The sequence below is a fragment of the Streptomyces sp. NPDC054872 genome (assembly GCF_053610705.1).
Genome location: NZ_JBSGYY010000008.1, coordinates 14802 through 32083, shown reverse-complemented (window position 1 = coordinate 32083; position 17282 = coordinate 14802). Strand labels below are relative to the sequence as shown.

Annotated in this window: 20 protein-coding genes; 15 read left to right on the top strand and 5 right to left on the bottom strand. The window is 68.8% G+C overall.

Annotation, left to right across the window (positions count from 1 at the left end):
* Positions 1-34: 34 nt before the first annotated feature.
* From ACWGIH_RS12070 to ACWGIH_RS12035, 8 genes are all read left to right on the top strand, one after another.
* Positions 35-976 (top strand): type II secretion system F family protein, encoded by a 942-nt coding sequence (locus ACWGIH_RS12070; protein WP_453450282.1) that lies wholly within the window; start codon positions 35-37, stop codon positions 974-976.
* 27 nt (positions 977-1003) lie between these two features.
* Positions 1004-1879: a DUF5936 domain-containing protein gene (locus ACWGIH_RS12065; RefSeq protein WP_453450314.1), complete on the top strand. Its 876-nt coding sequence runs from the start codon at positions 1004-1006 to the stop codon at positions 1877-1879.
* Positions 1880-2378: 499 nt separating this feature from the next.
* The gene (locus ACWGIH_RS12060) at positions 2379-2570 is read left to right on the top strand and encodes a hypothetical protein (protein ID WP_453450316.1); all 192 of its coding nucleotides are present in this window, start codon (positions 2379-2381) and stop codon (positions 2568-2570) included.
* The gene (locus ACWGIH_RS12055; RefSeq protein WP_453691639.1) at positions 2567-3175 is read left to right on the top strand and encodes a pilus assembly protein TadG-related protein; all 609 of its coding nucleotides are present in this window, start codon (positions 2567-2569) and stop codon (positions 3173-3175) included. The genes ACWGIH_RS12060 and ACWGIH_RS12055 overlap by 4 nt, the downstream gene beginning before the upstream one ends.
* Positions 3176-3207: 32 nt before the next feature.
* On the top strand, positions 3208-3810 hold the full coding sequence (locus ACWGIH_RS12050; RefSeq protein ID WP_453450283.1) for a hypothetical protein: 603 nt from the start codon (positions 3208-3210) through the stop codon (positions 3808-3810).
* 3 nt (positions 3811-3813) lie between these two features.
* Complete coding sequence (locus ACWGIH_RS12045; RefSeq protein WP_453450284.1) at positions 3814-4488, top strand: OmpA family protein; 675 nt, start codon at positions 3814-3816, stop codon at positions 4486-4488.
* Positions 4489-4662: 174 nt separating this feature from the next.
* Positions 4663-5223: a hypothetical protein gene (locus ACWGIH_RS12040; protein ID WP_453450285.1), complete on the top strand. Its 561-nt coding sequence runs from the start codon at positions 4663-4665 to the stop codon at positions 5221-5223.
* A gap of 45 nt (positions 5224-5268) precedes the next feature.
* Positions 5269-5895, top strand: a complete 627-nt coding sequence (locus ACWGIH_RS12035; protein ID WP_453450286.1) for a hypothetical protein — start codon at positions 5269-5271, stop codon at positions 5893-5895.
* 49 nt (positions 5896-5944) lie between these two features.
* On the opposite strand, the gene ACWGIH_RS12030 is transcribed toward ACWGIH_RS12035, so the two are convergent.
* Entirely contained in the window at positions 5945-6304 is a 360-nt protein-coding gene (locus ACWGIH_RS12030) for an antibiotic biosynthesis monooxygenase family protein (RefSeq protein WP_453450287.1), read from the bottom strand.
* A gap of 134 nt (positions 6305-6438) precedes the next feature.
* On the opposite strand from ACWGIH_RS12030, the gene ACWGIH_RS12025 reads away from it, so the two are divergent.
* Positions 6439-7194 carry a class I SAM-dependent methyltransferase gene (locus tag ACWGIH_RS12025; RefSeq protein WP_453450288.1) on the top strand — a complete coding sequence of 252 codons (756 nt, stop codon included), beginning with the start codon at positions 6439-6441 and terminating at the stop codon, positions 7192-7194.
* 46 nt (positions 7195-7240) lie between these two features.
* On the opposite strand, the gene ACWGIH_RS12020 is transcribed toward ACWGIH_RS12025, so the two are convergent.
* Entirely contained in the window at positions 7241-8449 is a 1209-nt protein-coding gene (locus tag ACWGIH_RS12020; RefSeq protein WP_453450289.1) for a winged helix DNA-binding domain-containing protein, read from the bottom strand.
* Between the two features lie 61 nt (positions 8450-8510).
* On the opposite strand from ACWGIH_RS12020, the gene ACWGIH_RS12015 reads away from it, so the two are divergent.
* The gene (locus ACWGIH_RS12015) at positions 8511-8927 is read left to right on the top strand and encodes a winged helix-turn-helix transcriptional regulator (protein ID WP_453450290.1); all 417 of its coding nucleotides are present in this window, start codon (positions 8511-8513) and stop codon (positions 8925-8927) included.
* A gap of 234 nt (positions 8928-9161) precedes the next feature.
* On the opposite strand, the gene ACWGIH_RS12010 is transcribed toward ACWGIH_RS12015, so the two are convergent.
* A complete protein-coding gene (locus ACWGIH_RS12010) occupies positions 9162-9542 on the bottom strand; it encodes a DUF192 domain-containing protein (protein WP_453450291.1) in 381 nt (126 codons plus the stop codon).
* A gap of 325 nt (positions 9543-9867) precedes the next feature.
* Between ACWGIH_RS12010 and ACWGIH_RS12005 the strand changes: the two genes are divergently transcribed.
* Positions 9868-10452, top strand: coding sequence for a hypothetical protein (locus ACWGIH_RS12005; RefSeq protein ID WP_453450292.1), 585 nt, complete (start codon positions 9868-9870; stop codon positions 10450-10452).
* A 16-nt stretch (positions 10453-10468) separates the two neighbouring features.
* Here the strand turns inward: ACWGIH_RS12005 and mgrA are convergent, their stop codons facing one another.
* Positions 10469-11506 (bottom strand): L-glyceraldehyde 3-phosphate reductase, encoded by a 1038-nt coding sequence (mgrA, locus tag ACWGIH_RS12000; RefSeq protein WP_453450293.1) that lies wholly within the window; start codon positions 11504-11506, stop codon positions 10469-10471.
* 130 nt (positions 11507-11636) lie between these two features.
* On the opposite strand from mgrA, the gene ACWGIH_RS11995 reads away from it, so the two are divergent.
* The 4 genes from ACWGIH_RS11995 (at position 11637) to ACWGIH_RS11980 (ending at position 16665) form a co-directional block, all read left to right on the top strand.
* Entirely contained in the window at positions 11637-12398 is a 762-nt protein-coding gene (locus ACWGIH_RS11995) for an isoprenyl transferase (RefSeq protein WP_365820672.1), read from the top strand.
* 329 nt (positions 12399-12727) lie between these two features.
* The gene (locus ACWGIH_RS11990; RefSeq protein WP_351173081.1) at positions 12728-14050 is read left to right on the top strand and encodes a PhoH family protein; all 1323 of its coding nucleotides are present in this window, start codon (positions 12728-12730) and stop codon (positions 14048-14050) included.
* A 405-nt stretch (positions 14051-14455) separates the two neighbouring features.
* The gene (locus ACWGIH_RS11985; RefSeq protein WP_453450295.1) at positions 14456-15187 is read left to right on the top strand and encodes an aggregation-promoting factor C-terminal-like domain-containing protein; all 732 of its coding nucleotides are present in this window, start codon (positions 14456-14458) and stop codon (positions 15185-15187) included.
* 125 nt (positions 15188-15312) lie between these two features.
* Positions 15313-16665, top strand: a complete 1353-nt coding sequence (locus ACWGIH_RS11980; protein ID WP_453450296.1) for an AI-2E family transporter — start codon at positions 15313-15315, stop codon at positions 16663-16665.
* Between the two features lie 80 nt (positions 16666-16745).
* On the opposite strand, the gene ACWGIH_RS11975 is transcribed toward ACWGIH_RS11980, so the two are convergent.
* On the bottom strand, positions 16746-17279 hold the full coding sequence (locus ACWGIH_RS11975; protein WP_453450297.1) for an alkyl hydroperoxide reductase: 534 nt from the start codon (positions 17277-17279) through the stop codon (positions 16746-16748).
* Between the last annotated feature and the right edge of the window lie 3 nt (positions 17280-17282).

Genomic DNA, 17282 nt, shown 5'->3' with positions numbered 1-17282 from the left:
GTCCGATGACCGTGACGAGAAGGACGGCCGGCTGATGGACAACCCTGCCCTCCTGGCCCTCGGCGCGACGATCCTGACCGGCACGCTCGCCGTCGCGGGAGTCCACGCGTACGCGTCGGGCCGTGCCCAGCGCCAGGCGCTGGTCGACCGCCTGTCGATCGGCCCCGGCACGGCCGACGCCGCCGGCCGTGGCCGCCGCTTCTCGACCGTCGACCGCCGCCTGCGCCGCACCCGCCTCGGCCGAGCCATCCACCTGCGCCTCTCGGCGACGGGACTCGATCTGACGGCCGGCGAGTTCTTCATCTACGTCGTGGCCGTCGTCGCAGCGCTCTGGCTCATGGCGGCGGCCACCCTGGCCCCGTTCTTCGGCCCGATCGCGGGCATCGTCGCGGTCTGGAGCGCGGTCGTGTTCCTCAACTGGCAACGCCAGAAACGCATCGAGGCGTTCATCAACCAACTCCCCGACGTGGCCCGTATCCTGGCCAACGCGACGGCGGCAGGCTTGGCCCTCCGCACATCCCTCGCGATGGCGGCGGAGGAGCTCGAGTCCCCGGCGGGCGAGGAACTGTCGATGGTGGCGGACCAGTTGACCATGGGCCGCTCGATCGACGACACCCTCGGCGAACTCGCGGCACGTCTCCCGTCCCGCGAACTGGTGGTCCTCGTCACCACCCTGGTCCTGTCCAACAAGGCGGGCGGCTCGGTGGTGAACTCCCTCCGGAACCTCACCCAGACCCTGGAGGACCGCAAGGAGACGCGACGTGAGGTCCGCACGATGCTCTCGGAGGTCCACGCGACGGCGTTCACGGTTCCGCTCCTGGGCCTCGGCTCCCTCCTCCTGATCAACTCCTCCAACGAGGGCGCGCTGGCCCGGGTGACAGGCTCACCGATGGGCCAGACGCTGATCCTGATCGCGCTGGGCCTGTACGCGGTGGGCTTCTTCGTGATCAGGCGCCTCGGCAAGATCGAAGTGTAGGGAGGCGGCGGCATGTTCGGACTGGCGATGGCGGCCGTGATGGGCCTCGCGGTGGCGGGCGTCTGTCAGGGCATCCGCATGTACCGCGCGGAGGCGAAGCTCCCCTCGGACCTGGCGATCGCCCTGGAGGTCGGCGCCACCCGCGTATCGACGGCGGGCTCGGCGGTGGACCGTCTGGGCATACGCTTCGCCCCCCTCGTCCTGCGCCTGATGGGCCCGAAACGGGTGGACGCCAAGCGCCGCAAGATCGACATGGCGGGCAACCCGGGAGGCCTGACGATCGACCGCTATGCGGCACGCAGGGCGGTCTACGGCATCTTCGGCTTCGTGATGGGTCTGGTCTTCCTCACCAACGGCGCCTCGCTCTTCGGCCTCCTGACCTTCGCCTTCGGCGTGACGGCGGCGGACGCGCTGATCTGGCAGGCGATACGGGAACGGCGCGAGGTCATCGACCGCACCCTCCCGGACTTCCTGGACGTACTCGCCGTGGTGGTCTCGGCGGGCCTCGGCTTCCGCCAGGCCCTGGACCGCGTGGCGGAGCGGTACGAGGGCCCCTGGGCGGACGAACTGCGCATCACCCTGCGCCAGATGGACATGGGGGTGAGCCGCCGCCAGGCATTCGACGAACTGCGCCGCAGGAACGCCTCCGAACAGGTCTCCCAGTTCGTCTCGGCACTGCAGCAGGGCGAGGAACTGGGCTCACCGATCGCGGACACGCTCATCCAACTGGCGACGGACATGCGCCGCACGGACGCCCAGAACTCCCGCCGCAGGGCGGCGAAGACGATCCCCAAGGCAACGATGGTGACGCTGGTCTTCATGCTTCCGGCCACGATGATTCTGATCGCGGCGGGAATGTTTCTCGGCTCGGGTTCGGACTTCGGCTCGATCCTGGGGAAGTGAGGAAGCCGTGAGAGGTCCGGACCACTACGGCGCCGCGGCCACTGCCACCGCCGCTATCAAGCCACTCCACGAAACCGCTTCGCGGCTGCAACCAACTATGGGACAGTCACTCGGTAGACGGGGAGGGGGCGGTCACGGCAGGGGCGGCCCCCATCGCCACCGCACCCCCCAACCGACCTTTGCAAAAGCTGAGTTCACGGTACGTGCGGAAGGGGAAGTCGTGAAACGCATGAAACCGCCGAGCGACCCGACGCGGATCTCCGCCGCAAGCCCCCGGGGCGCGTGATGACCTCGCCACCGGGGAAGGGAACTCGCCAACTTCCGCGCACCAGAAGGTATTGGTTGCGGAGAGTGGCTGTTGGGTCACAAGATCTCGCGTACGTTGCCTATGACGACAGCGGCGTCGGAATCGGTTGCGCCAGCGGTGCGTTTCGCGGCGCGTGTATCGGGTGGGAGAGAAGGGGCCGTCGTGCTGAAGGAACGCGTACTCAGAGTCTGGATCGACTGGACAGCGACCGTGACTTCCCGGGCTCGGGGAAGGGAGCGGGATGCGGGTGCTGGGTTTGTGGAGTATGCGGGGCTGATGATTCTTATTGCGGGGATCTTTACGTTGATCGACCAGCTGGGGCTGGACGGAACGATCTCCTCCGCCATAGGGGACGCGGTCGACGACGTGGTAGGCGGTGGCTGATAGCGCCCCGCCTGCAGGGTGACCGAGGGCAGACTCTTCCCATCTACATCTGGATGACGGGGATTCTGCTCTTTGTTGCGTTCGCGTTTTTCGCGTTCGCGCAAGCCGCATCCGCGCGGAACGGCGCTCAATCCGCAGCTGACGCCGCAGCGCTGGCGGCTGCGCAGGATGCCAGAGACGAACTTGTCGACGGCCTGGGGGCGTCCATCGGTAAGGGCGATGACTGGCTCGACTGGCTGGCCGGCGACAACTTCGAGGGTGACGGAGCGGAAGGCGCGGCGGATGCGCTGGCTGCGGACAACGACTCGTCTGTCGTCGGCTTCGGCCCGGCCGAGGTGAACGGCTATCCGGGTTTCCGGGTGGAGATCGAGACCAACTACACGGTGGGGGATTCGATCATCCCGGGCACGGAGTCCCAGCACGCCCAGGCCGAAGCCACTGCCATCATCAAGCCTCGCTGTGATGTTGCTCCTTCGGCGGACCCCGAGAAGGCCGTGGAATTCGTCTGCGATGGCGGCGAACCTTTCGAGATCGATCCGGAGGACTTCAAGCTGGACGATCTTCCGGATGCGTCCGTTCTCTTCTCTGTCCACCTGGCTGACTGATGAGTGGCCGACTAAAGAAGGAATCCGTACCGATGAGCATTCGGCGCACCAAGAAGACCCGCAGGGCAATGACCGCTGTGGCGATCACTACTGGGCTGGTCCTCACGGTGGCCGGTTGCGGTGGCGGGGATGGTGGAGACGAGGACAAGCCTGAGAAGAGCACGCCTTCCTCTTCGTCAGCCAAGAACGACGACGGAGATGACGGGCAGAAGGAGACTGAGGCACCCGAGACCGACAAGGTTCTGGCTGAGGGCAAAGACGGTGACATCAGCGTCGTGGTCAATTCGGCCCTGCGTGACGGGGGCGGCTTCGTCACGGTTTCCGGAACGGTCACGAACAATGGCAGCCAGTCCTGGCTCGGGGCCAACTGGGCAAGTGACGAACGGGAGCTTCGTTCGAACGGTGGCTCTCTGTCCGGCGCGAGCCTGGTGGACAACGACGGGAAGAAGAAGTACCTCGTGCTGCGGGACACCTCGGGGCGTTGCCTGTGCACAAAGTTCGATGGCCGCGTAAAGCAAGGTGCTACGGCCAGTTGGTTCGCTCAGTTTCCCGCCCCGCCCGAGGGGACCGGCAAGGTCAACTTCCAGGTCGGGTCGATGCCCCCCGCCTCCATCGAGATCTCCGAGGGCGAGTAACCCATGGGCCACCCACGATCACGCCCCGGCACCCGCACCCGCACCCGCAACCTCGCCACAGTCACCGTCACCCTCACGGCGCTGGTCTTCCTCACCGGAACTTCCGCCCATGCCGATGACGAAGACCCCAGCGCACCCCCGGGCAGCACCACCACCTCCCCACCCCCCGAGGTCGACTCCAACAGCCCGGGGCTGAAGCTGGCCGACGGCGCGACCCTCGCCCCGGCGAAGGTCCTGGACATCAAGTCGGTCGTCGAGGACCTCGGCGGTGAGGAGCGCCGCGAGGACACCAACACGGACGTGAAGTTCGCGCTGCAGGCGGAAGTTCTCTTCCCCAAGGACAGCAACAAGCTGAACCCCGAGGCGAACGCCCGTATCAAGGCGATCGCGGAAGAGGCCAAGGCGCAGAAGGCGACGAACGTCAGGGTGTTCGGCTTCACGGACAACCTCGGCTCCTACAGCCACGGCAAGACCCTGTCCCGCAAGCGCGCGGAAGCGGTGCACGACAAGCTGGCGAGCTACTTGGGCCCCGAGGTCACGTACTCCGTACGCGGCTACAGCGAGGACTATCCGATCGCGGACAACACCTCCGAGCAGGGCCGCAAGAAGAACCGCCGAGTCGAGGTCACGTTCCCACGAGGAGGGACAGAAGCGGGCGACACGGGTACGCGGAGCTAGACGGCGGCGGCACGCCTCCGGGCGCGCTCCGGGAGTTTCTGCAACCTGCACCAGGTGAGGTCAACAACATCAGCGAGGCCAGCGGCGTCAGCGGCATGAGCGAGATCAGCGACAGCGAGTGGGAGGAGCTCCGGGCCGGGCTCCGCGGACATCGGCCTGCCGGTGGGCGGCTTCGTGGACGTCCTGCTCCTGCCGAGGGCGGTGGAGGCCTGGCCGCCCGAGGGCACGGTCACCCCCTTCGAGGTGTGGTGGGCAGACCCGAAGGTCAGGCAGATCCGCTTGAAGCCCGCCGAAGCGGCGTATGTGAACGAGGACTTCGACGGACTCGTGGCGAGCCTGCATCCCGGCTGGCCCTCCCGCATCGGGCAGCCCATGGACTACCTGCGGAAGATGCTCGAAACCCTGGAGCGGGAGTTCCGTGCCGAGGAGGGAAGCTTCCTGCTCCGGCTGCGAACCGACCTGACCTGGGACCGAGCCGCCTTCACCCGTCTGGAACGAGCCATGCGAGCCGTCTGCGCCCACTTCCAGGCGGCGTCCCAGCTCGACCGATGGCTGGCCGACGGTTTCTACGAGGTCGCGACCGCCGTACCGGGATGGACCGCACACCCCGACTTCCCGCGCCCGGTGCCCGCCCCGTACTACGAGGACTGCCTCGAACGCGTCGGCGACCTGGCCGACTGGTTCTTCAGGGGCGAGTCCTCGTACGGCGAGGGGCATGTTTGGGCCGACCTTTGAGGACCGCCCCACGAGGGATCGCCGATGCGCTTAGCCTCTCGCTGCATGGGGCGGATGCGCACACTCGGGGTCGTGTCCGGCGTCGGCGCGATGGCGGTGATCACCGCCTGCGGAAACGGAACCGTCGAGCCCTCCGCGGCCGGCCCCAGCTCCGGGGAGGCCGTGGTGATGTGTTTCTGGGGAGGCACCGAACCGCCTCCGGACCGCACCTCCAGCGGCTGCCCGGAGGAGCCGTCGGCCAGCCCGTCGCCCGCGCCGGTCACCGTGGTCATGACCCCGCATTGGGAGCGGACGTACGGCTGGCGTAACCCTGCTTGCTCGCCACGTCGTCCCGCGGGCGTCACCCGCCACGGGACGGAGCTCCGATGCGACGAGGGCGAGGAGGGTGGAGAGGGCGAAGAGGGCGACAACAGCGGCAACGAGTGGAACTGGCGCTGGCGTTTCCGTCCTCACCAGGAAATGCCCTGCGTGGATGCGGGCGAATGGCACGTCATGAGCTCCGGATGGGGGCTCGTCTGCCGGGACGGCACGTGGCGCAGGGAGCGACTCGACGACTCGCTTTCGCGCCCGCGCGAACCCTCACCGAGCAAGTGGCCGAGCCAGGGCCCCGGCAAGATCCCGAACCCGCGGGGCATCGCTCCTGACGACCCCGCCACACAGAAATCCCACTGACCGCCCGACCCTCCGGCCACCAGGCGGGGCGAGGGACATGGGTGAAGGGTCAAGGGAAGCGTACGACCACGTCGTACAGGCCCGGATTCGCCGTTACCGGGGTTTCCTTGGACTCACACGCGGCGTTCGCGCGGTTCGCGAAAGCCGGGTCTGCGCCTGCCTTTTCCCACGCCTCCTGGCTCTCCCAGTGGGCCACGTTCACGAGCTGGAAGCGGCCGTCGGGGGACTGGGCGCGATGCAGCCGGGTGTCGATGAAGCCCGGCTTCTCGCTCATGATGGCGGCCCGCTGTTCCCACTTCTCGGCGAAGGCGTCGACGTCCTCGGGGGCGATCTCGAAGATGTTGATGAAGGTGACGGGCGACGGGTCCGACGCGTCCGCCGCCGTCGGCTGCTGGTTCTCTGTGGTCATGATCCGACCCTATGTGTGTCCTAATTAAGGCTGGATAAAGCACAGTTGGGCAGTGGGGCAGTCGGACGGCCAGAGGGCGAGTGTCGCCGATGGCCCTCACGGCAGACAGCTCTGTGTGATGCGAAGATCGATCCATGAGCGGTTTCGACGTACTTGTGGCGGAAGCGGAGTCGGCCCCGACCGAGGGCTGGGACTTCTCCTGGTTCGAGGGGCGGGCCACGGAGGAGCGGCCCTCCTGGCGGTACGCCCACGCCATGGGGGAGCGGCTCGGGCACGCCAACGCCTCCCTCGACATCCAGACCGGCGGCGGCGAGGTCCTCGCGGCCGCGCCTTCCTTGCCGCCGCTCGTCGTCGCCACGGAGGGGTGGGCGCCGAACGTCGCCAAGGCCACCTCGCTGCTGCATCCGCGGGGAGCGGTGGTGGTGGCCTCGCCCGAGGACGCGCCGCTGCCGTTCGCGGCGGAGGCGTTCGACCTGGTCACCAGCCGGCACCCGGTGAAGCCGCACTTCGACGAGATCGCCCGCGTGCTGCGCCCCGGGGGCACGTACTTCGCCCAGCACGTGGGCCCCGCCAGCGTCTTCGAGGTCGTCGAGTACTTCCTCGGCCCGCAGCCCGAGGACACACGGAACGCCCGCCATCCCGACGGCGAGCGGGCCGAGGCGGAAGCGGCGGGCCTGGAGATCGTCGACCTGCGGGCGGAACGGCTGCGGATGGAGTTCTACGACATCGGTGCCGTCGTCCACTTCCTGCGCAAGGTGGTGTGGATGGTGCCGGACTTCTCGGTGGAACGGTACTGGTCGCGGCTGCGGGAACTGCACGACCGGATCGAGACGGAGGGCTCCTTCGTGGCCCACAGCACACGCCATCTCTTCGACGCCCGCAAGCGATGAGCGGCAGGGACGGCTGCGGATGCCTCAAGTGCGCGTGGCCGCCGGCCTAAGCGTGCGCCCCCACCGTCACCTTGCCCACCACCAACTCCGCGACTCCCTCCAGCACTTCCCCCACCCGCTCCACCTGCCCCGCGAGTTCCCGCTCCTGGGCGGCGCTCAGTGTGTCCAGGGGTTCCACCGTGACCGTCAGGCGGCGTCCGGAGCGGCGTTGGTGCCAGACCCCTGTCACCACACCGTCGACCAGCAGCACCGGGAAGTTGCCCGCCTGGCCCCCGGCCAGTGCCCGCTCGTAGGCGCGGCCCGGGAAGAGCCTCGCCCGCGGGTGGGAGGCGATCACGTACGCGTCGAAGTACGGCAGCAGCCGCACGCCCCGCACCGGCTCCTCCGGGAACTCCGTGTCCCCGGCGACCACCCACGCGGACGCCGCCCCCTTCGTCCCCGGCGTCCTCGTCTCCGGCATCCCTGCCTCCATGTCCACCGCCTCGATCCTTCCGGCGGATGCCAGTGACGCGAAGATCCCCTTCGCCCAGCCGTCCGGCGCGGCCGCCCACTTGGCGAACTCGCCCGGCCTCGCAGGCCCGTAAGCGAGCAGGAACCGTTGGACCAGCAGCTCCGTCGCCACCTCGGCGGACAGCGGCGGGGCATCGGACACCGGCGGACGCGTGTACGTCACCTTGCGGCCCCGGTTCGGGGCGAAGGACAGCACCCCGCGGTGGCCCGCGAGATACATGACCGAGCGCCACCGCGGCCACATCCCCTGGAAGGCGGGCAGCACGAGGTCGCCGGCCCAGGGCCCCGTACGTGCCACGACCTCCGCGCTCAGCTCGTCGATGGTCAGCCGGACCCCGTCCAGCGCCTCGCCGATCGCGCTCACGATCTCCGCCGTCCGGGCGGGCGACAGCCGGTCCTCCGCCTTGAACGGGCTCGGACCGGAGGGGATCGCGGACAACGCGGCCGTCCAGAAGGGGAGTTCCGCGGTCGGCAGGAAGTGGATCGTGCCGCGCGGTCCGTAGGTCTTGACCAGACTCGGCTCATCGCCCCACAGCGCGTCCCGTACGTCCTGCCGGGTCGCCCCGTCCATCCGCAGCCCCACCGACAGCTCCGCGGCGGACATCACCTGCGCCTGCGCGGCGAGCATCGCGTCGACCACCTCGGCGGGCCCGGCCTCGCCCGGCCTTGCCGGAGTCCGCAGGAACTGCCGCTCCACGCGCCGGGCGTTGGCGGCACTCCACGTGACGGTGGAAGGGGCGCTCATCGGGGGTCTCCTTCGGTACTGTCGAACGGGGAAGTGGCTCTGCGGACACGAGGAGTGGACCATGCCGAAGAGCGGCGCGGAGGGTAATTCGGGGAGCGGGGAACCGGTGAGCGGCAAGGAGACCAAGACGCTGTACGCGTGTGGACTCGACGCCGCCGTGGACGTCGTCGGCGGCAAATGGAAGCCGATGATCCTCTGGGCGCTGTACGCGGGCAGGACGCTGCGCTTCGGCGAGCTCCGGCGGCACATCACCGGGATCAGCGAGAAGGTCCTCATCCAGCAGCTGCGCGAGCTGGAGTCCGACGGCATCGTGCATCGCGAGGTGTACCGGGAGGTGCCGCCGAAGGTGGAGTACTCGCTGACCCCCCTCGGCGCGTCCCTGAACGAGGCGCTGATCCCGCTGGGCGTGTGGGGCGACGAGAACATGCAGCAGCTGGTGGCCAACCGCGAGTGCAAGAAGGACGGCAAAGCCGCCTGACGGGATTGATGGGCTGATGGTTGCCTGCCGGGGCCGATCGTTAGCCAAGCGTGGCAAGCGAGCCGAACAAGCCAAGTGAACCCGGAACAGGTGGCGTTGATTCCGCATCGTTATCCGGACTGGCTCGATCCGGCGGCGAGAATCACGTAAGTTCAGACCAAGGCGAATTCGCGTGAGCAAAGCCACGTGTGCGGTGCCGCGCGGCGGAGGGGGCTGCGCGGCCCCGCGCGCCCCTCATCCGCCGTCGGCGCCTGTCGCCTCGCCGGATCGCACCTCGACCCGCACCCCCCGGCGCACGCCCCACTCCGCCATCGCCCCGGCCTCCGCCTCCAGGACGTGCCGGGCCCGCAGTCGGGGCCGCCCGATCCGCCAGGGCCGCATCGTCCGCACGGACAGCACTCGCAGCTCCCGGTCCAGGTACGCCACATCGACGGCGAACCGCATACGCACCGTGTGCACGCTGTTCGCCGGGCTCAGCAGCATCGCCCCGCTCACCCCGTCACGGCCGAGCAGCCCGCGCCGCCGTGCACCGGCGGAGTCCGCGACCTCCAGGGGGAGCGTCCGGCCGGTCGGGAGCAGAAGAAGCGTCGCCATGCCGGCCGAAGCTAGCGGCATCTGCGGCCGCCGCGTCAAGCGGGCGCCCCAGGCCGGGTCCCTCCAATGGGCTACCGCCTGGCAGGGCCGGAATATGCCGCTGAGGCCGAAATGCGGTGTGGGAGCAGGGTCGGGGAGTCGCCGGGCGATTCCGGAGAGTAGTTGTGGCACGCCGATGCGCGCGACTTCCCTCACGAAGGGTTATGGTGGAAACCCCCCCTCGGGCCGGTCCGTCTCCCCCCCACGGACCGGCCCGATTTTTTGTGCCCGCGGGGCCGAGGGTGCGCATGAGTCCGCACGAGGCCGCATGATCGCCGACACGGGCCGTCCGGCTATCGTCAGGGACATGTCGAACCAGGTCCCCCCGTTCCCCCCGCCCCCCGAGAACCCGCAAGCGGGGATGCCCGCCTACCCGGGCCCCGCGCAGGATCCCGGTTACGGGCCGGGACAGGGGTACGGACCGGGTTATGGGCAGGCCTACGGCCAGGGCTACGGTCCCGCGTACGGGCAGGGCTACGGCCCCGTGCCGCCGCAGGGGATGCCGAGCGGTGTGCGCGCGGCGCAGGTGATCATCTGGGTGCTTTCCGGGATGTCCCTGCTCGGTTCGATCGTCGCCGGCGCGCTCTACGGGGCTGAGGTCGCGGGCGCGGTCCTCGGGGCCAACTTCCCTCTGGTCCCGCTGTGCGTGCTGGCTTTCCGCTTCCAGGTGCCCGGCCACGGGAAGCGTGTCGCGTCGATCGTGCTCAGCAGCGTGCAGATCCTGGTCGGCTTCGGCGCCCTCGGCCGAGGCGCGGGCCCGGGCGGCCTCATTCTCGTGGGCTGCTCGATCGCGCTCGTGATCCTGCTCAGCCAGGGTTCCGCCGGCGTCTGGTTCAAGCGCGGGCGCACCCCCGACCCGGCGCAGTGGCAGGGTCAGGGGTACCCCGGCTGAGGCGTCCTCGCCAGGACTAGCCGCGCCCGGCCCAGATGTTCGTCCCCGGCGTCGACACGGCGAACGTGTCGATCTCGGTGAGCTCCTCGTCGGTGAGCTTCGGGCCCGCGAGGGCCGCGACGTTCTCCTCCAGCTGCTTCACGCTGGAGGCGCCGATGAGCGCCGAGGTCATCCGCTCGTCGCGCAGGACCCAGTTGAGGGCCAGTTGTGCGAGCGACTGGTCGCGGCGGGCCGCGATGTCGTTCAGGCCGCCCAGGCGTCGCACGACCTCGTCGCTCAGGAGGTCGGGGTCGAGCGACTTGCCCTGCGTGGCGCGCGAACCCTCCGGGATGCCCTTCAGGTACTTGTTCGTGAGCAGACCCTGCGCGAGCGGCACGAACGAGATGCAGCCCATCCCGGCGTTCTCGAGGGTGTCGAGCAGGCCGTCGTCCTCGGTCCAGCGGTTGATCATCGAGTACGAGGGCTGGTGGATGAGCGCGGGAACGCCCATCTCCCGCAGCAGGCGCGCCGCTTCGGCGGTCTGCTCGCTGTTGTAGGAGGAGACACCCACGTACAGCGCCTTGCCCTGCTGTACGGCGGAGGCGAGCGCTCCCATCGTCTCTTCGAGCGGCGTGTCCGGGTCGAAGCGGTGCGAGTAGAAGATGTCGACGTAATCGACGCCCATCCGCTTCAGCGAGGCGTCGAGGGACGACAGCAGGTACTTGCGCGAACCCCACTCGCCGTACGGGCCGGGGTGCATGAGGTAGCCCGCCTTGGTCGAGATGACCAATTCATCGCGGTACGGGGCGAAATCCTGGGCGAACAGCTTGCCGAAGTTGAGCTCGGCCGAACCGGCCGGCGGGCCGTAGTTGTTCGCCAGGTCGAAGTGCGTGACGCCCAGGTCGAAGGCGCGGCGCAGGATCGCGCGCTGGCTCTCCAGGGACTTGTCGTCGCCGAAGTTGTGCCACAGGCCGAGGGAGACGGCGGGCAGCTTCAGGCCGCTGCGGCCCGTGCGCCGGTACTCCATGGAGCTGTAACGGTCCGCTGCCGCTTGGTACAGAGACGTGTCGTTCATGGGTATGAAGCTACTTCAGCCACGGAACTTCCGGGGGTGGGCCCCGCGTCACCCGAGGGCGGAGGCCCGCCCTCACAGCGGTAGGCTTTCGCCTTCGGGGACTGCCATCTGCATGGAGGGGCTGACAGAAGTGAACCTGCGCGACCTGGTGTACGGACTCTACGCACGCCGGGTGGAAGGCCGCCTCGACCACGATCAGGTGCCCAAGCACATCGGGGTCATCCTCGACGGCAACAGGCGCTGGGCGAAGGCATCCGGCGGGACCACCGAACAGGGCCATCAGGCGGGCGCGTACAAGATCGAGGAGTTCCTCGGCTGGTGCGCGGAGACGGACGTCGAGGTCGTCACCCTGTGGATGCTGTCGACGGACAACTTCGACCGCCCCGAGCAGGAGCTCATCCCGCTCCTCGGCATCATCGAGGACACGGTCCGCAGCCTCGCCACCGACGGCCGCTGGCGCGTGCACCACGTGGGCACGATGGACCTGCTGCCCGCCCGCACCCAGGCCGTCCTGAAGGAGGCCGAGCAGGCCACCCACGGCAACAAGGGAATACTGGTCAACGTGGCCGTCGGATACGGCGGCCGGCAGGAGATCGCCGACGCGGTCCGCTCGCTGATCCTGGACCACGCGGACAAGGGCACGAGCCTGGAGGACGTCGCCGAGACCGTCGACGTCGACCTGATCTCCAAGCACCTCTACACCCGCGGCCAGCCGGACCCCGACCTGGTGATCCGAACGAGTGGCGAGCAGCGCCTGTCCGGCTTCATGCTCTGGCAATCGGCCCACTCCGAGTACTACTTCTGTGAAGTCTTCTGGCCGGCGTTCCGCAAGGTCGATTTCCTTCGCGCACTGCGTGATTACGCGGCCAGGCACCGGCGCTACGGCGGCTGACGCCCCACGAGGCACGTGAGGTGCTCACGTCGGTGAGGCGTGAGTAACCCAGAGTTCACGGACGCGCCGTCATATGCCCTGGCATGGCTGCGCATGTTCGAGGGAATAAGCCTTCCAGGTCGACATCCGATTCACGGATGTCGTATCTCAGCGGGCGGCATGGGGCCGTCCGCCCGGGAGGCCCTTTGCACCAGGACGACCGTGCGGTGAGTACGGGCGAAGTGGAGGGCCGGAGCTCGGCCCGCGCACTGCGGCACGAGACCGGTCCGGACTTCTCCCGGCATCCTTCCCGTCGCTCCCCGACCTCATCCGAGGGGGTACGTCCTTCCGTGGTGACCAGCACAAAGCGCCGCATGCCCGACAGGCGCACCTATGTTCTCGACACCAGCGTTCTGCTCGCCGACCCGAACTCCATGTACCGCTTCGACGAGCACGAAGTCGTGCTGCCCGTCGTCGTGGTCACGGAGCTCGAGGCGAAGCGGCACCATCCCGAGCTCGGCTACTTCGCCCGGCAGGCCCTGCGCCTCCTGGACGACTGCCGGGTCCGGCACGGCCGCCTGGACGCGCCGATCCCGATCGGCGACCTGGGCGGCACGCTGCGCGTCGAGCTCAACCACTCCGATCCCGGCGTGCTTCCGGCCGGCTACCGGTTGGGGGACAACGACTCACGGATTCTCGCCGTAGCGCGCAACCTCCAGGCAGAGGGATACGACGTCACCGTCGTATCCAAGGATCTGCCCCTGAGGATCAAGGCGTCCTCGGTCGGCCTCCTCGCGGAGGAGTACCGCGCCGAACTCGCCATCACGGACTCCGGCTGGACCGGAATGTCCGAACTGACCCTCTCCGGCGAACAGGTGGACCTCCTCTTCGAGGAAGACACCCTGTACGTGCCCGAGGCGGCCGACCTGCCCGTCCACACAGGTCTCACCATCCAGTCCGAGAAGGGCAAGGCGCTCGGCCGGGTCACGGCCGAGGGCAATGTCCGTCTCGTGCGCGGGGATCGGGAGGCCTTCGGCATCAAGGGGAGGAGTGCGGAGCAGCGCATCGCGCTGGATCTGCTGCTCGATCCGGACATCGGCATCGTGTCGATGGGCGGCCGGGCGGGCACCGGCAAGTCGGCTCTCGCGCTCTGCGCGGGCCTTGAGGCGGTCCTGGAGCGCCGCCAGCACCAGAAGGTGATGGTCTTCCGGCCGCTGTACGCGGTGGGCGGGCAGGAGCTCGGCTATCTGCCCGGCACCGAGGCCGAGAAGATGGGTCCGTGGGCCCAGGCGGTCTTCGACACGCTGGGCTCGGTCGCGGGCAAGGCGGTCATCGAGGAGGTGACGGCGCGCGGCATGCTCGAAGTGCTCCCGCTCACCCATATCCGCGGGCGCTCGCTGCATGACGCGTTCGTGATCGTCGACGAGGCCCAATCCCTGGAACGGAACGTCCTTTTGACCGTTCTGTCCAGGATCGGGGCGAACTCCCGGGTCGTGCTGACCCATGACGTCGCCCAGCGCGACAACCTCCGAGTGGGGCGCTACGACGGGGTAGTTGCCGTCGTGGAGAAGCTGAAGGGCCATCCGCTCTTCGCCCACGTCACGCTCACCCGCTCCGAGCGTTCGCAGATCGCGGCGCTCGTGACCGAAATGCTGGAGGACGGCCAGATCTGACCAGTTCACCCTGGTTACGCGGTAGTTGGCGCCGCCCGGCGAAGCGAAGGAGCTTAGCCGGGCGGCGTCATGGCGTCCGCCCTTTTCCGAAAAACTCCTGGGGCAAACGAGGTGTGAGCTTTCACACGGCACGGAGAATTGCCTTGCGGCATCCGGCTGGGGCAGAGTCTGGGTCCTGTCAGGCCCCGCATGCGACACACGTGTACCCCCAGCGGTACGGCAACACAGAGAAACCAGAACTTCATAGTGGCCGTCGCATGCCGCCCGAGCACCACGCGGCACTCCCGTCACGGGAGTTGCCCACCGGGCCCGTGCCTCCCGTGACCGATACCAAGCGGAGGCCAGCGTCAGGGGCAAGATTGCGTCCGCGAGGTCACCTAGCGGGCGATGCTGGAAGGAAACCGTGTGAGCCGGATTTCGGTCCGGGGATTCGCCGTGGCATCCGCCACCGCGGTCACCACCGTCGGCGCTGTTGTCGGTGTCGCCTCGGGCAGCACCCCGGGCGCCTCGAATGACAACGACTTCGAGGCGACAGCAAGCGACGCGACTCTCCTCGCAGACATCCCCGCGGGCCAGCAGGCCCAGGTGCAGACCGCGTCCCTGACGCAGCAGGCCGACGCACAGGCCATGGCTGCGGACACGGCCGCGAAGAAGTCCGCGGCAGAAGCGGCCCGCAAGAAGGCCGCCGAGTCGGCGATCGCGAAGCAGAAGGCCGCGGAGAAGGCCGAGGCCGCCGAGAAGGCGGAGAAGGCCGCGGCCAAGAAGGAGCGCGAGGAGGCCACCGAGACCAAGGCCAGCCGTTCCTCCGCCCGCGACGCGTCGGACTTCGCCCCGCAGTCCTCGTACTCGGTCTCGCAGGTCCAGGCGATGGCACGGCAGATGGTCCCCGGTGACCAGTTCCAGTGCTTCAGCAACATCGTCAACCACGAGTCCACCTGGAACTACAAGGCCAGCAACCCCTCTTCGGGTGCCTACGGCCTCGTCCAGGCGCTGCCCGGTTCCAAGATGTCCTCGGCCGGTGCCGACTGGCAGACGAACCCCGCCACGCAGATCAAGTGGGGCCTCGGCTACATGAACGACCGCTACGGAAGCCCGTGCGGAGCCTGGGACTTCTGGCAGGCGAACAACTGGTACTGAGCCGCACATCGCTCAACCTTCTAAGGCCCCTCACCGTCCTTCGGTGGGGGGTCTTTGCCGTGTACGGTCATTCCGACAACTTCCAGGGGGGAGTGGTGGGGCAAGACGGGGGAAGAGGACGGATCATGTCGCGAGTGCCAGGGTGGATCGGCCGGCTCGGTGCGGGGCTGTCGCAGATGGGGGAACGGATGGGCCGCGACGAGCCCGACTCCGGCCCTGAGGACGGCATCACGACCTCGCGACGGTCTTCCGCCGACGAGGCTGCCGCCGCCGAGGGCGACGCGGCCGCGGAGGAGCAGGTCGTGCCCGCCCCGCCCGCGTACGCCCCGGATGTGGCGGCCCGGCCCGACCCCGTCGCGGCGGTTCCGTGGGGGATGCGGGTCGCGGCCGAGGCCGGCTGGCGTCTCCTCGTGCTCGCGGGCACGCTCTGGGTGCTGATGAAGGTCATCAGCGCCGTGCAGCTCGTCGTCTTCGCCTTCGTCGCGGCGCTGCTCGTCACCGCGATGCTCCAGCCGACAGTGGTCCGGCTCAAGCGGCTCGGTCTCCCCAGGGGGCTCGCGACGGTCGTCACGGCCGTCCTCGGCTTCGTCGTCATCGGCCTGGTCGGCTGGTTCGTTGTCTGGCAGGTCATGGACAACGTGGACACGCTCTCCAGTCAGGTCCAGGACGGCATCGACGATCTGCGCAACTGGCTGCTCACCAGCCCGTTCCACGTCACCGAGGACCAGATCAACGACATCGCCAAGAGCCTGCGCGAGGCGGTCGGGGCGAACACGGAGGAGCTGACGTCGGCGGGCCTCGAAGGCGTCACCGTCATCGTGGAGGCCATGACGGGCATCCTGCTCGCGATGTTCTCGACGCTGTTCCTGCTGTACGACGGCAAGCGCATCTGGGAATGGGTCCTCAAGCTGGTCCCGGCGCCCGCGCGGCCCGGCATCGCGGGCGCGGGGCCGCGTGCCTGGCGCACGCTGACGGCCTATGTGCGCGGCACGGTGATAGTGGCTCTGATCGACGCGATCTTCATCGGGCTCGGGATCTACTTCCTCGGGGTGCCGATGGCGGTGCCGCTGGCCGTCTTCATCTTCCTGTTCGCGTTCATCCCGCTGGTGGGCGCGGTCATCTCGGGTGCGCTCGCCGTGGTGGTGGGCCTGGTGACCCAGGGCGTCTTCACCGGTGTGATGACCCTGGTCGTGGTCCTGGCCGTGCAGCAGATCGAGGGGCACATCCTGCAGCCGTTCATCCTCGGCCGTGCCGTGCGGGTGCATCCGCTCGCGGTGGTGCTCTCGGTGGCCGCGGGTGGTCTCGTCGCCGGGATCGGCGGGGCCGTCGTCGCGGTGCCGCTGGTCGCCGTCACCAACACGGTGGTCGGTTATCTGCGGGCGTACTCCCGTGAGGCCGCCCTGAAGCAGGCACCTCAGCCGAGGGGCGCGACGGCGCTGGACGTGGCCCCGGTGGAGCGGGAGCCCACCACCGAGTGACACGGTCCTCGTACGGTCCTCGTACGCGAAAGGGCCCCGCCGACTTCCGCCGGCGGGGCCCTTTCGCGTTGCTCGGCCGCTTACTCGGAGAGCACGGACTCCGAGTCCAGCGTGACGCCGACCGCCTGGATCACGGCGGCGATCTTGAAGGCTTCCTGGATCGTCTCGCGGTCCACGCCGGCCTTCCGCAGCACCTGCTCGTGCGAGTCGAGGCACTGGCCACAGCCGTTGATCGCGGAAACCGCGAGCGACCACAGCTCGAAGTCGACCTTCTCCACGCCCGGGTTGCCGATGACGTTCATCCGCAGGCCGGCGCGCATCGTCCCGTACTCCGGGTCCGAGAGCAGGTGGCGCGTGCGGTAGAAGACGTTGTTCATCGCCATGACGGCCGCGGCCGACTTGGCGGCGGTGTACGCCTCGGGGGAGAGGTTGGCGTTGGCCTCGGGCTCGAGCTCGCGCAGCACCTTCGGGGAGCGGGACGCGATGGCGCAGGCCAGCACGGTGCCCCAGAGCTGCTGCTTGGGCAGGTCCGAGTTGCCGATGACCGAGCCGAGGTTCAGCTTCAGGTCCTTGGCGTAGTCCGGTACGGCGGACTTCAGTTCGTTGAGTGCCATGTC

Bases quoted from the DNA above. Each gene is read 5' to 3' on its own strand.
- ACWGIH_RS12070 (WP_453450282.1), top strand. From the start codon at position 35: ATGGACAACCCTGCCCTCCTGGCCCTCGGCGCGACGATCCTGACCGGC.
- ACWGIH_RS12065 (WP_453450314.1), top strand. From the start codon at position 1,004: ATGGCGGCCGTGATGGGCCTCGCGGTGGCGGGCGTCTGTCAGGGCATC.
- ACWGIH_RS12050 (WP_453450283.1), top strand. From the start codon at position 3,208: ATGAGCATTCGGCGCACCAAGAAGACCCGCAGGGCAATGACCGCTGTG.
- ACWGIH_RS12045 (WP_453450284.1), top strand. From the start codon at position 3,814: ATGGGCCACCCACGATCACGCCCCGGCACCCGCACCCGCACCCGCAAC.
- ACWGIH_RS12035 (WP_453450286.1), top strand. From the start codon at position 5,269: ATGGGGCGGATGCGCACACTCGGGGTCGTGTCCGGCGTCGGCGCGATG.
- ACWGIH_RS12030 (WP_453450287.1), bottom strand. From the start codon at position 6,304: ATGACCACAGAGAACCAGCAGCCGACGGCGGCGGACGCGTCGGACCCG.
- ACWGIH_RS12025 (WP_453450288.1), top strand. From the start codon at position 6,439: ATGAGCGGTTTCGACGTACTTGTGGCGGAAGCGGAGTCGGCCCCGACC.
- ACWGIH_RS12020 (WP_453450289.1), bottom strand. From the start codon at position 8,449: ATGAGCGCCCCTTCCACCGTCACGTGGAGTGCCGCCAACGCCCGGCGC.
- ACWGIH_RS12015 (WP_453450290.1), top strand. From the start codon at position 8,511: ATGCCGAAGAGCGGCGCGGAGGGTAATTCGGGGAGCGGGGAACCGGTG.
- ACWGIH_RS12010 (WP_453450291.1), bottom strand. From the start codon at position 9,542: ATGCCGCTAGCTTCGGCCGGCATGGCGACGCTTCTTCTGCTCCCGACC.
- ACWGIH_RS12005 (WP_453450292.1), top strand. From the start codon at position 9,868: ATGTCGAACCAGGTCCCCCCGTTCCCCCCGCCCCCCGAGAACCCGCAA.
- mgrA (WP_453450293.1), bottom strand. From the start codon at position 11,506: ATGAACGACACGTCTCTGTACCAAGCGGCAGCGGACCGTTACAGCTCC.
- ACWGIH_RS11980 (WP_453450296.1), top strand. From the start codon at position 15,313: ATGTCGCGAGTGCCAGGGTGGATCGGCCGGCTCGGTGCGGGGCTGTCG.
- ACWGIH_RS11975 (WP_453450297.1), bottom strand. From the start codon at position 17,279: ATGGCACTCAACGAACTGAAGTCCGCCGTACCGGACTACGCCAAGGAC.